Source organism: Anaerohalosphaeraceae bacterium, from assembly GCA_035378985.1.
Classification (GTDB): Bacteria; Planctomycetota; Phycisphaerae; order Sedimentisphaerales; family Anaerohalosphaeraceae; genus JAHDQI01.
In genome coordinates, this window is record DAOSUR010000030.1 from 1 (window position 1) to 13477 (window position 13477).

General features: G+C 49.3%; 8 protein-coding genes and 2 pseudogenes. 7 read left to right on the plus strand and 3 right to left on the minus strand.

Annotated features, from left to right (window positions below; all coding sequences use genetic code 11):
* From PKY88_12890 to PKY88_12920, 7 genes and pseudogenes are all read left to right on the plus strand, one after another.
* The coding region (locus tag PKY88_12890) for a hypothetical protein (GenBank protein ID HOQ06097.1) at positions 1–364 on the plus strand (364 nt) is incomplete at its 5' end.
* Between the two features lie 95 nt (positions 365–459).
* A protein-coding gene (locus PKY88_12895; GenBank protein ID HOQ06098.1) for an IS3 family transposase occupies positions 460–1678 on the plus strand; the annotation gives its coding sequence in 2 pieces (ribosomal slippage) (positions 460–732 and positions 734–1678; 1218 coding nt in all).
* A gap of 91 nt (positions 1679–1769) precedes the next feature.
* Positions 1770–2539, plus strand: a pseudogene (locus tag PKY88_12900) (transposase).
* Positions 2540–3056: 517 nt separating this feature from the next.
* Complete coding sequence (locus PKY88_12905) at positions 3057–3203, plus strand: hypothetical protein (protein HOQ06099.1); 147 nt, start codon at positions 3057–3059, stop codon at positions 3201–3203.
* Entirely contained in the window at positions 3179–3409 is a 231-nt protein-coding gene (locus PKY88_12910) for a hypothetical protein (protein HOQ06100.1), read from the plus strand. The genes PKY88_12905 and PKY88_12910 overlap by 25 nt, the downstream gene beginning before the upstream one ends.
* The gene (locus PKY88_12915; protein ID HOQ06101.1) at positions 3388–4278 is read left to right on the plus strand and encodes an IS3 family transposase; all 891 of its coding nucleotides are present in this window, start codon (positions 3388–3390) and stop codon (positions 4276–4278) included. The genes PKY88_12910 and PKY88_12915 overlap by 22 nt, the downstream gene beginning before the upstream one ends.
* 44 nt (positions 4279–4322) lie before the next feature.
* A pseudogene (locus PKY88_12920) lies at positions 4323–4506 on the plus strand (IS5/IS1182 family transposase).
* A 3-nt stretch (positions 4507–4509) separates the two neighbouring features.
* On the opposite strand, the gene PKY88_12925 reads toward PKY88_12920, so the two are convergent.
* The 3 genes from PKY88_12925 to PKY88_12935 form a co-directional block, all read right to left on the minus strand.
* Positions 4510–6165, minus strand: a complete 1656-nt coding sequence (locus PKY88_12925) for a family 16 glycosylhydrolase (GenBank protein HOQ06102.1) — start codon at positions 6163–6165, stop codon at positions 4510–4512.
* Between the two features lie 99 nt (positions 6166–6264).
* The gene (locus PKY88_12930; protein HOQ06103.1) at positions 6265–11241 is read right to left on the minus strand and encodes a lamin tail domain-containing protein; all 4977 of its coding nucleotides are present in this window, start codon (positions 11239–11241) and stop codon (positions 6265–6267) included.
* An 85-nt stretch (positions 11242–11326) separates the two neighbouring features.
* A protein-coding gene (locus PKY88_12935; GenBank protein HOQ06104.1) for an IS5 family transposase occupies positions 11327–12084 on the minus strand; the annotation gives its coding sequence in 2 pieces (ribosomal slippage) (positions 11327–11802 and positions 11802–12084; 759 coding nt in all).
* Positions 12085–13477 lie beyond the last annotated feature (1393 nt).

Genomic DNA, 13477 nt, shown 5'->3' on the forward strand with positions numbered 1-13477 from the left:
TTACTTAACGCTGGATATTCCAATGCTTAGTGGTACTATAAACGGGGGAAGGTCAATTCCATTAATCAATCACAGCTTTGAAGAACCCGGCACAGGAAAGATTAACAATAATTGGAATCTGATTCCTGGCTGGTCCAGCGATACGGCTCCGTTCGATTCTGGAGTCGAACAATCTGAGGCAGCAACGGATGGAAGCTGGATTGGTTTTTTGAAAGATACCGATCCGGCAATCTGGCAGACAACTAATTATACGATCCTTGGAAATGAGACATTCAAATTGTCATTCAATGCTCAGGGGTCTTCTGCTCTGAAAGCACAACTTTACTACAAGCCATTTCATAACCTAAAGATTGATAGAATTTAAACTTGCGCCCGGCAAGTATAATACTCCCCAAAAACTGGGCGCATAATTAAGGTGGATTTGTCGCCTGAGACGATACAGTATCAGGAGACAAATTTATGAAAAACAAAAGACGGAATCATCGTGCCGCATTCAAGGCTAAAGTGGCCTTGGCGGCAATCAAAGGCGATAAATCTATCGCTGAACTGGCCAGCGAGTATGAGGTTCACCCGAACCAGATCATGCAGTGGAAAAAGCAGTTGCTCGATTCGCTGCCGGAGTTGTTTTCCCGCCGGCGAAAACATGAGCAGCGGGATCAGGAGGCGTTAACGTCAGAGTTATACCAGCAGATTGGTCAGTTAAAAGTAGAACTGGACTGGCTGAAAAAAAAATCTGGTCTTGACGATTGAGCAAAAACGTCAGGCCGTTGAGCCGGGCCACAAAACGATCCCGATTGTCCGCCAGTGTGATCTGCTGGGCCTCAACCGCAGCAGTCTGTACTACACCGCCCAAGGCGAAACGGAATATAATGAGATGCTCATGAAGCTGATCGATGAACAATACGTCAAAACTCCGTTTTACGGCATTGACAAGATGACCGAAGGGCTGCGGCTGGAAGGTCATCCGGTCAATCCCAAGCGGATTCGCCGTCTGATGCGTCAGATGGGCCTGGAGGCGGTTTATCCGCGTCGAAAATGGGGTTTGAGCATTCCGGACACCCAGCACAAGATTTATCCGTACCTGCTGCGGGATGTGGAAATTACCCGGCCCGATCAGGTCTGGTCGGCGGATACTACCTACATCCGGATGTATCGCGGCTGGCTGTATCTGACGGCGGTCATGGATTGGTTCAGCCGGTATGTACTCAGCTGGGAAGTTTCGATTACGCTGGAATCAGACTTCTGTGTGTCGGCCCTGAAAGCGGCTCTCGGCCAGGGACGCCCGGAGATTTTTAATACTGATCAGGGCAGCCAGTTCACCTCGGAGAACTTTACCGGAACGTTGCGTAAGGCCAGCGTCCAGATCAGCATGGACGGCAAGGGCCGGGTATTCGACAACATCTTCATTGAGCGACTGTGGCGAACGGTGAAGGTCGAGGAAGTGTATCTGCGTGACTATCAGACGATTGCGGAGGCCCGGTACTATCTGGGTCGATATTTTGCATTTTATAACAATGAGCGTTTGCACCAGACGCTGGGCTACCGCAGCCCCGCGGCGGTGTATGGCGTCGCCGTTGGCACTCCGGTCGCCCTTCGGGCTCCCTCCGTGCCAACGGCGGTAACAGACGGCGATACGTCCACCTTAAAACAACCGGTTTTTTGTCTTGACAATGGGTAGGGTATAAAAGAACTTATATACACTTGACTCCCAAACAGGTTTTTTTAAGGAGTCAAGAATGGCCAAACAACGTTGGAAACTGACCGATGAACAATGGCGTAAAATTGAGCCGTTGCTGCCCAAACTCAAGAAATCCAAGCGAGGCGGCAGACCCTGGGCGGACAATCGCAAGGTCTTTGAGGGAATTCTCTGGATCCTGCGGACTGGAGCTCCGTGGGCCGATTTACCCAAACAGTATCCCAGCCCTTCCACCTGCTGGAGACGGCTTCGAGTCTGGGAAGAGCAAGACATCTGGCTCCAGGTCTGGCGAACCTTTTTGGCCGAATTGGATGAAAAGGGCCAATTGGACTGGTCCGAGGCGTTTGTCGACGGCAGTTTCGCCCCGGCGAAAAAAGGGGCGACGGCGTCGGAAAGACCAAACGCGGCAAGGGCACGAAGTGGATGGTGGTGGTCGACGGCCAAGGTGTTCCTTTGGGAAACCACCTGGATTCGGCGTCCCCGAACGAAGGCAACCTGCTCGAAAAAACGATAAGCTGGATCGCCGTGCCGCGTGCGGGCCGGGGACGGCCCAAACAGAATCCCCGCCGGCTGATTGCCGACAGGGGCTATGACAGCGACCCGTTGCGAGAACGGCTGGCCAAAAAGGGAATCGAGTTGATTTGTCCCTACCGCTGCAACAATAAGGAACAGAAGTACTATGACGGTCGGAAGATGCGGCGCTATAAACGACGGTATAAAGTGGAGCGGACGTTCTCGTGGCTGGGGAATTTTCGCCGGCTGGTGGTCCGCTGGGATCGGGATATAACTGTATATAACGCGTTTTTTCATATTGCTTGCCTTATCATAACGCTCAGGAGGTTATGAAATGGCTTGTACTTAGACGGACTTTCCCGAATAACAATCGCTAGTCAGACATTCAACGTATCTGCTATGAATCGTTATATCCTAACGATTAATGTATCGACTGTTCCAGGGGCAGCCGGGAAGTTATTGGGGGTTGAATTCGATAACACAGCCAGCGGTACTTGGGCACAGATAGACAACATCCTCTTGAGCAGATAAAATCGTTGCTTTTAAAGCGTCCACCTCCACCAATCCAGCTTAGGTGAACCGTTCGGGCAGGGGCAAGGAAATTCTTCTGCTCGGACGGTTTTTTATGGAAAAAACAAGACCAGATGTGTCAAAGGAAATGGTAAAGATGATAGCTATGATATTGCTAAAACAGCTCAGATAAAATAATATAGCGTCCCCTTGTTGGGTTGGACAGGTAACAGGAGTTAAGGTATGATGGATGTTGGCGGAGTGGAGGTGAGGCGACCGCAGGCCGACGAACCGAAATGCAGACAACATCCATCGCGAAAATCCAACGGAGGTACGCATGAGCGACAAAGCCACAGAAACAAACACGGTAGAAGCGAACGAGGTTCAACGCTGGACGGCTAAACGCAAGGCCGCGGCGGGATTGGACATCATCAAGGGCAAGACGACCCCGGCTCAACTGTGGCCCGCCAGCATGGCACGCTGACCGTGGCCCAGATTGAACAGTGGGTCGATGATTTTCTGGCCGGCGGCGAGGAACACCTGCGGGCGCATCCGCGGCACATCGAGGCCCGCCATGAGGCCGAAATGAAGAAGCTGTACGCCAAGATCGGCGAACAATCGCTGCACATTGACGTCTTAAAAAAAGCGTACCGCATCTGCGGTGTGGAATTACCGGACGGGATCTCGTAAACGCCGTCCGGAATGATCTTTTACAAGAACAGAAAGACCTGTCGATCACAAAACTCTGCCGATGGCTGGAGATGCCGCGCCGTACGACCTATTATCAACCCCGTCAGCGGACAGCTCGGCCGCTGGTGGATGGACGCCGTGCGATGCTGATTTATGAGATTATCGAGGCGTTCCCGTTCTTCGGAATTCGGCGTGTCTGGGCCTATTTGAAGCACGTTTTGGGGGAACGCGTCAATCGGAAGAAAGTGGCTCGAATCATGCGGCGAAACGGCTGGACGGTCCGGCAGCGACAGACTGGTAAACGTCCCCGGGTCGAGGTCAAAACGACGATTGCGGACCATCCGGATCAGCGGTGGTGTACGGACCTGGCGTTGGTCTTTTGCGGGGCGAAAGACGGCTGGTGCAGTTTTGTCCCGGTGCTGGATTGCTGCACACGGGAAGTCCTGGGCTGGGAACTGGCCCATACCGGACGGGCCAAGACGGCGGAGCGTACCTTGGAAGCCGCTCTAATCGAACGATTCGGTCATGTGCGGCTGGCCCCGGCGGGATTGATGCTTTGTCATGATAACGGGCTGTTGCTCGGTTCAAAGCTGTATCGCAGTACGGCGAAGGACTACGGTCTGCAACAGGAATTCATTACGCCGTATACGCCGGAAGAAAACGGATTGTGTGAGCGGTTTATCCGCAGTTTTAAGGAAGAAGTGGCCTGGATCCATCGCGTTGAAAGCATCGAGCAGGCGAGGCAAAAAATTGCTCACTGGGTGCACTGGTATAACACCAAGCGACCCCATCAGGCATTGGAATATATGAATCCGGTGCAGTATCGACAGAAGATACAGAAGATAACGAAAAAATACTGTTTTTGTTAAAAATCATGCTAGTCCAAAATACAGGGGTACATTACACGTCTATACAAGATGGCCGTACCTTGTGCGGCGTTACAAGAAACGGTGGAAGGTGAAGCGGCTGTTTGCCTGCCTCCAAAACTACCGTCGTTTGGTCGTTTGGTTGTCCGTTATGAATATCATCTGAAAAACTTTCTGGCCATGGTTCAACTTGGCTGCATCCTGATCCTCCTAAGGAGGGTTTTGGGATGACTTCTAAAAGGAAGATGTTTCTAAAAGCCAGTTACTTGCCACATGCACCAATGTTGTCATGTTATAACTTGTTTGCCACCCCGATGATAACTCTGCAAAATCACACAAATCTACTCGGCCATCTTTATTCAAATCACCCTTAAGCTCTGGATCGATGCCGACGCTTAATCGTATATTATCCATTCCCACCCAGCCACTGGCATTATTATCAAACATTATTCCAAGATTCCGCCCAATGGCTTCCAGAGGCCCCTCATCAACACGATAAACAACCGTTCCCAAAATCGCATCCCATCTGTCCAATCCACCCACAGGAAACTCCCTTAAAGCAAGCTGAATCTTCTGACCCATGTTATTTATATAAAATAAGCTCATAGTCATTGTTTCTCCTCCGTATGTATCCCACAGATCTGCTTCCAGAAGATATATTTTGCCGGCAGCAATACCTTCGGAAGTCAACTGCCAAACCGGGGGGTCATTGCCCATCAGAAATCCTCGATAAAAGCGATGGGTCGTGCTGGCTCGTTCCACACCGGAATCTACAGATGAATCATCGCTGTTCCAGCCGGGAATATTCGTACCATTTTCACCGTTCCAGCCTTTGACTTTTCCAATGCCTGGCTCTTCAAAACTGTAATTTTCGACTGTCACGGGGTGGAATGCTATTGCAGTCTCGGAGACTTCATTGCTTGAAATAGATTCGTAGCCCTCCTCATCAACAGATGTTACAACATAATAATATGTAGTGCCGTCTGTCAATTCCATACTCATATAATTAGTCCCAGTAATACCCGTAGCAATCAAATCTTTGGGCTCTTCCGGGTTTGTACTCGAATAAATATTATAGGAATTCACATCCCAATCAGCAGAGGCTTCCCAGTTCAAAAGAATTCCGCTCGATGTTATTGAAGCTGTCAAATTGGTTGGGGCAGCAGGAGGCCCTGTAAAATCTTTTTGATACCAGCGAAAATAATCAACAACATAATAGTTTGGAAAACCGGTGGATGCATCCGCATTTGAATCCAATCCGCCGCTTAGAATCACATACATCGGCTGATTCGGAATATCAGGATCATTAACCGAATAAGTGAGCACACCATCAATATACCACTTTACATATCCAGGCCCCCACTCAAAACCATAAATATGCCAGTCCGAAAAATCCCCCGCAATGTGATGACTATGCCACTGAGCTGCCTCGTCATATACCGCTTGTGTCATATAATCATTGTCAGGACCATTAGCCCCTCGAAATTCCGCAATATCAAACTCAGGTGGCCAGCCCTCCCGAAGCATCCACCAAGCAGGCCATTGCCCCTTGCCGATAGGATACTGAGCGCGGATTTCCAGATATCCATATGTCATCCATATTTTACTGTACACCCAACCACAGGAAAAGTTATAAGTTCTACCATTGCCGGAAAAAGTTCCCATGCGGCTTCGGAGGACCAAAACACCATCCGTACTTCCATCCCAGGGACTCAAGTAACTATCTTCGGGGGTAATCAAGCATGGACTGTTGTCGGTCGTCCCCCATGGTTTTGCTCCATAACTCCACTTGGCAGGATCGATGCTCGCACCATCAAATTCATCGGACCAAATGAGTATCCAATCCCCTTCAGGTGGAGCCGCATCAGAACAAGAATGACAGTCCCACAACCAAAAGGACGCTCATCTGAAACACGTGTTTCTTTTTCATTCGAACCCCCTGGTTAAGATTGTAGACATATCGAGAAGGGACAGAAGATTGCCCTCTTTTCATCGACCAGGTGAAGGAGCATCAGCTTGCCAGTTGTTTGGGGCATCCCCAGAGTCATCTGGCCCTAAAGAAATCCGATGTAGTGCTGTTCCGGTTCCATCCAGGCTGGCCGGCCACGGGTCTTGGTTACTGTAGATCACTTGGTCAATATCAATCCACCAGATTGACAGGATCTGGGGAGGATCGGCCTCCTGCGGCTCCTGCAGCACAATCCGTTCCCCGCTGTTGGATAAATCCCCAACCCAAGGCCCGAAAATGGTGATACCGGCCGTCAAAGCAGAGCCATAAGCCGTATTGAAGGCTGTCAGACGCGCGTTCTCTACCGCCGGGTCAAATCCGACCACTACGATCCTTCCATCGCCGGGAATACTCACACCTGCAGGAAATGTATATGATACGGCGTTGGCGATTCGCCACGTTCCCGCTGTATTAAAAAGAGAAACCGATGAAGTGGTTGTGTTGTATAACTCAATATATTCCTCATTGTTTGTGCCTTCTTTTGGATGATACATTATCTCGCTAATAAGCACGCCCTTCGGCAGCGGAGCCGCATTGGCCGCATTGCGGCTACCCGGAGTAGCCAGAAAGAACCAATACGTTCCGCCGTCGGGATAACGGCCGAAGGAGATATTATTGGGCTGACCACTGAATCGGACACAATCAACCACTCGGTCGGCGGAGGTCCCAGGCAGGTAGGACAGCAAAACATATTCGCCGGTCTTATCCAGCCCAAAACCGGTAGAGATCGGATTATGGAAGCCGGTTATCTCGTCGAAGCTTATCCAATCACCAACCGGAATAGTACCGGCAGGCAACGCCCATTTTCTCAAATCATCCAGACTGTCACTCAGATACCAGTTTCCATCCAAGACCATAGTGGAACTGGTCGGGTTATATAGTTCAACCCAGTCGTTGCTGTCATATTGCGGATAGACGGGATCTCTGAAATCCGTGTGAGCCATTAGCTCATTAATAACAATTCCAGCGAGGGGTACCGGGTCATCCGCTCCGGGCGAACCATGCCGATAGGTACTGGCCCGCCAGTTGCCCCCGTAATTTAAGGAACCGGTCGTCTCTTTCGGAATGGCCGAATCCAGAGGGACCAGCGAATGACCTGCCCCGTCAGCAGATACTGGCCAGCCGTATCCATCGTTGTACTTAAAATCCGCAATTGTCCCGTTGATTATATCAACCAGAGTAATCTGCTCACCGCTGTTATCTAACTTGCCGGAATAAGCTCCAGCGATACGACCAGACGACCCGGGGTATCGGGAACTGAAAGCAGCAATGTTGCGGACCACCAGCACAAACTCCCCCGGTGCCAGAGAGCTCACGACGCCATCGGCAAAGCGGAAAGTGACTCCGCTGGCCAACTCTACATAGGTCAAGTCGAGCGTTTCATCCACACTACAATTTTTCAATTCAACAAATTCAAATTCATCTTTATCAACGTTTAGATCTCCTCTGGCCGGATCGGCCGGTGCAGGGTTGTACATAACTTCGGTAATCCGCAGATGCTCGAGGGTGCCGACGCTCAAAGACTCGCCGGCGGTAAACTGAATCGGATCAGACCAGTGGGACCAGCGTCCGGTATTGTCCTTCATCCGGCATCGTACACGATAATGCTTGCCGACCTGAAGCCCTGAAGCCGGGATCTGAATAATGGTCTCTGTTGAATTGGTAATCTCAGAGCTCTCCCAAAGAGTTTGAATCTCGTATTTCCCGCGTTTGGTTTTCTGAAAATATACCGAATTTGACGATTCCCCCGTCAGGATGGCGTCGAAGGAAAGGTCAGAACTGTCGATAGATTCATTCAAGACATGAACGGCAATAACATTTTCACCTTCAATAAAATAGTTGTAAGGAGCTGGGAGCATAATATCATACCAAGCCGGTTCTATATAAGCAGCACCGGTCGTAGCATTCCATGCTTTGAATCCGTTAGAACAATTCAGCCGTGCCACTTCAACTCCATTGATCCAGACAACACAACCACCGTCAACATAAACTCTTAAAGCAAATGACTCGATATCGTCAAGATTTGAAACCTCAAAGATTTTGCGTAAATAAATCGACGTGTAATTATTCTGCATCGGCGGCGACTGGAGCGCCAGATCTGTCAGGTCGTCATTGTCACCGTAACCAATGCTGGTTTGTCCGCTTTGCCAGTTGCTATCGTCGTAATAAAGCAGCCTCCATTCTGTCACCGGCTCAGAGGGTTCCCCATTAACGGCCCTGTAGTACTTCCAAATCTCGTTTCTTGAAATCAACTCGAAAGTTTGTGGTTGCCCCGGCTCAGACAGTTCAGCGGGAGAGTAGGGTTCTACCTCAGCAATCCGCCATTTCAAAGCGGCAAAAGTGTCGTCCCCTTGTGGATCACTGAAAGCCGTAGTCTGGAAAAGAAGGTTGTTGACTGGATAGCCAGGCTGGCCAATATAGGAAATCGTCGGCTTATTGGGAATTGCCAAATCTGCAATACTCGGAAGCAGTTCATGCAGTCCGTAGCTACCACTTAGGAAACCTGACATCCCTTCGGCCGTTAAAAATTGTTTGTAGTAAGCAACCATATTGTCCCAATTCTTTGCCCGGCCTGGCTGTGTAAAAAATTCGTTGTGTTCGTACCAGAGATTCCGGTAAAAGCTGTTAACCTTGGGATGGTTATCCCAAAGAGCTCGCTCAGCATCGACGAATCGTTGCCCGTTATACGGGGTGGCTATGACCGATGCCAGTTCATCAACCAATTGATCGGTCTGACGCCAACCACAATGATCATTGTCAAACAACAAATCCACCAGCTCGCGGGCTCGGTTTTGATAAGCAAGATTCAGAACTGGGTAATTTAAACAGTAGGTGATATTTTCCCACCAGGTGTAGTGAGTTGCCCATTCATACGTCAAATCCAAATCCCATGGATGGATCGACCATTTCCCGGTCAGCGGATCATGAAAATAGAAGCAGTTTTCCTGGGGCCGCGGATCGGAGTTGTTGATAACAATCCCGACGGTTTTGAAACTGTAATACCAATCCAAACGGGTATTCTGTTCCCACCAACTCTGTGTAGACGAAGTATTTTGTCCGTTGATAAAGTCCCAGACATCGGAATCATCCGTGACTTGAGTAGGTCCTTGATTTTTCTGATCAGGGGTTCCAACTTCCATTTTGTAGACATTTCCATCTGCCAGACCATGCTCGTCCAAAAACCGTCCATCCGGCTCTTCAACAGCAAAAAATAATCCCCAGAAATCCCCATCGTATTGCGTTGGACCAGTCTCAGAAACTGCATCAATCACCCGGAAATGGAAGAAATGCGTGTAAGGCGCCGGAACACCGGCAAGATTGTAAAGACGGTAACTAAGCGGTTCATTGAGAACCATTCCGCCAGTTCCTTGATCCCAAGAACCTGGATGGGGCCACTGCCACCAGGGACAAGTTCCGGTACCAAGAATCAGATACTTCCATTTATTCTCGTACTTGTTTCCATAGTCATCTTTTGCCTGAAAGTAATGCCCGCGATTAAAACGGAATCGGCACTTATTTTTGCCCCATCGAAATGTGGAATATTGGCCTCGAATATGATAATAGATGTGGTCATAAACCTCGCCGTCATAAACAAGCGTTCCAGCGAAATGATATTCACCGTCGTCCCAAGACGAATTCCAAAAACAGTTTTCCACATCACTGTTTCTAGCAATCAGATGATAGACTGGAAGGGAAGTCAGCACTTCGGAACTGTAAGTCACACCGTCCCCTGTCCAGGATGGAACACCATTGTAAACAAAATATGCAAAGTTGGGTTGCGAGTCGTCGGCATACGGAACAGTAACACTTCGGCCACCATTGTCGATGGCCGTAATCCGGTATCGAATCAGGCAACGGTGGGTTTGGATCTCCGCAGGAACGCAAACGGTATATACCCTGTCCCCTGCAGAGACATCTCCGTTGAGACCATTATCAGACATTGGCACAGCAGTCCAATTAACGGGGTTTTCATATTCAGGGTTGGGAACTGTCGGCACCGTTGTAGAAAGATTCGGCAACGTAATCGGGATATAACTACCAGGTTCAATCACCTGATATCTGAGTATAACAGCAGATACTCCGTCCGGGTCAGTAACTTTGGCAGTAATTGTAACAACATCATTGGCTCGCGGCTGTTTTGGATGATGTTTAACCTGGCGAATGCATGGCGGATTATTGGCCATATAGACCCCCACATTAGCCGCTCCGGGGGTCGGGTAAGCACTGCGCCAGTTACCACCTAAGTCATTATCAAATGTCGGATTAACCAGCTGAATCGAGGCGCCTGTACCTGGCTCGGAAACTGCATCGCCCACCATTGGCCATGGAAAACCCAGTTTATAATCCACTTTATCAACGATTCTGCCCCACGCATCGGTTAGGGTAACCGTCTCGCCATTATTACTTAGCTTCCCAGCAAACGGGCCTAAGACCAAACCAGTCGGTGTGCCATATTTACCAGGAATTGTGACATCCACATAAGCCGGTGTCGGATCCTCCGCAATAACCAAATATCCCCCTGCATCAATTCGAGTCCCAGACGGAAAAATGTACCGAATTCCACCAGTGAGTTCCCACCCTGAAAGGTCTATCGATTTACTTGACAAATTACACAGTTCAACAAATTCGACAAGTTCCTCAGACAAATCTGGATTATAGTGTATCTCATTGATCACAACAGGAAAAGACTCGGCATGCCCCCAAGTCTCCGCAAAAAGCGAAAAGTCGGCCAGATTTACACCGTCGATTCCGTCCAAATTAGCGCAGCAATCTTCATAATATCCCACACAGCCAACAGAATTCAACCATTGTCCCGAGAAAATGAGTAGGTCTGATAGATTTACCATGCAATCACTGTTTAGATCACCAATCGGACAGGCTGAAGCAGATAATGATAAAGAGAAGGAGAAAAATATTATTACTCCTATATAGAACACGGAAACCTTAGGTATTTTCATGGTATCCACCTTGAACAATAAATGCCGAATTGAAATAACCCTTACGGGGCTTTATCCAAACCTTCCCCCCAATAACTAGGAGCCTCTAACAAAAAGAGTTTTGTAATACATTGAAACAGATGAGAGCACAACTTAATCTCAGAAACGCGTCATGAATATCGCTTCGGCGTTCATACCGTTGCCGGAGGCGTTTGAACTGGTGAAGCCAGGACAAGTATCGTTCTATCACCCAGCGTGTTTTGCCCAATCCGCTGCCGTGTTCGGTATAGCGTTTTGCCAGCAGCGGGACGATGCCCAGTTTTCGCAAGGATTCTCGCAGCGTTTGGCTATGGTAAGCACGGTCTTCCTGAAGGGCTTCCGGCCGCTTTTGGGGGCGGCCTGGTTTGCCGCCGATGGCGGGGATGGCATGGACCAGCGGCAAGGTCTGGGTGACATCGTGCCGATTGGCTTCCGTGAGTTTATGGGCCAGAGGGATCCCGTTTGCATCGGGAATCAAGTGGTGCTTGGAGCCCGCTTTCCGCCTGTCTGTGGGGTTCGGGCCGGTTTTTTGACCCCCAAAACGGCGCAGACGGAGGACGAATCGACAATCGCTCTGGAAAAATCGATCTGGTCGACCTTGCGTAACTGGGCCAGAAGAATCTGGTGGATCTTGTCCCATACGCCGGCTTTCTGCCAATCCCGCTGTCTCCTCCAGCAGGTCATCCCGCTGCCGCACCCCATTTCCTGCGGCAAGGACTCCCAGCCAATCCCGGTTTTGAGGACAAAGAGGATGCCCGTCAGAGCCGCCCGGTCGGAAATGGGCTTGCGTCCGGGATACCGGAATCGGCGTTTGCGTTTGAGAATGAGGGGTTCTAAAAGTAACCATAACTGTTCATCTAATGTTTAGCCCTGAGCAGTCTCCTTCCCAGATGACTACCCATGACGTCGGTAATAAGTGTCAGAAAACTTCCATTTTGTTAGAGGCTCTTAAAAAACCTTCTATCAAAACTTTCATTCTTCTTTAGCGATATATCCTCTATAGATAATTGCCCCAAGAAAGAAGATTTTTCCTCAGAATTTAAAGAAAGCTCCCCAAAAAATAAAAAACAATAAATAAAATAAGAGCTTCTCGAGTCGAAAGTTGAGCAAAGGAGATATTGGACACAATATTATCAGAGAAAGTATATTTTATTCCCGTACATTATTTATAAAAAGTCAACTACGCTTAACATCAATGGATTAAATTCTTTATGGCATTGAAATTCCCTCGACTTCAAACCTCTTGTCGGCTATCATCCTGCCACGAAACAGTTTATTGTGGACAGTTTTGCTCGGATTACCAGGATGCTTTTATGAAACCAAAACCCTATGCAATGCTGCTGATGATACTGGCCGGACGGATCAACCGGCGGAATCACACCGAGAGAACGCATCGGCTCTAAGGCACCGGCAAGATCATCCGCCAGGAGCGGCTTGGCGGGCTGCTGAAATTCTACCGGAGGGCGGCCTAAAGCGGACGGATGACTTTTTAGAAGGTTCCAGGGAAGGCCCCCAGGGCCACAGAATCGCCCCTTTGGCGACCAATCAAACCGGCTATAGATGGGCCGCCGAGCTGATCCCCCTGCCCCACGAATCGGCACAAAAAGTGCCTATATTTTTCCCCTAATTACACCAATCTGGACTCGTTTATCATAGAAGTAGATACTCTCAAAAAGCGGTATACTACGCGCAATAAATGCAATGGGGTGCAATGGGGTGCAATCACTGCAAGAAGTGCAAGAAAGACCTTGCCCCCCCTGCCCACAGTTATATCCTTTTGGGCAAAGGGTTTACGACTTTTGCCTGGATTTTGGCGGCCCATAGAAAGGCACTGGCTGTTAACCGCTAGGTCGCAGGTTCGACCCCTGCTCGGGGAGGTTCATAAAGCATTTCCAAAGCGATACTCTTTTGGCTTTCCCCATCCAATCAAAAAAGTTCCATCTCTTATCAAATAAACTTATCCCTCAGTCTGCCCTGAATCATCCCACAAAAAAAGGTTTCCGGACGTTCAAACGTCCGGAAACCCAAAACTTCTGAACTTCTTTTAAGACAAGCTAAATTACTGCTGACGGTAAATCCGGTCATCTTCCAGCCACCGGGCTGCAAACGCTGCAAAGTCCGCCAGCGTAATCCGGCAGTCGCCGTTGGCATCGTACATACCCATATCGTAGATTTCGCGGTTGCAGACGGACCCGCCCATCACCGCCAGATACTCCTG

Excerpts from the sequence above, each read along its gene's own strand:
- PKY88_12905 (HOQ06099.1), top strand. The coding sequence starts at position 3,057 with ATGAGCGACAAAGCCACAGAAACAAACACGGTAGAAGCGAACGAGGTT.
- PKY88_12930 (HOQ06103.1), bottom strand. The coding sequence starts at position 11,241 with ATGAAAATACCTAAGGTTTCCGTGTTCTATATAGGAGTAATAATATTT.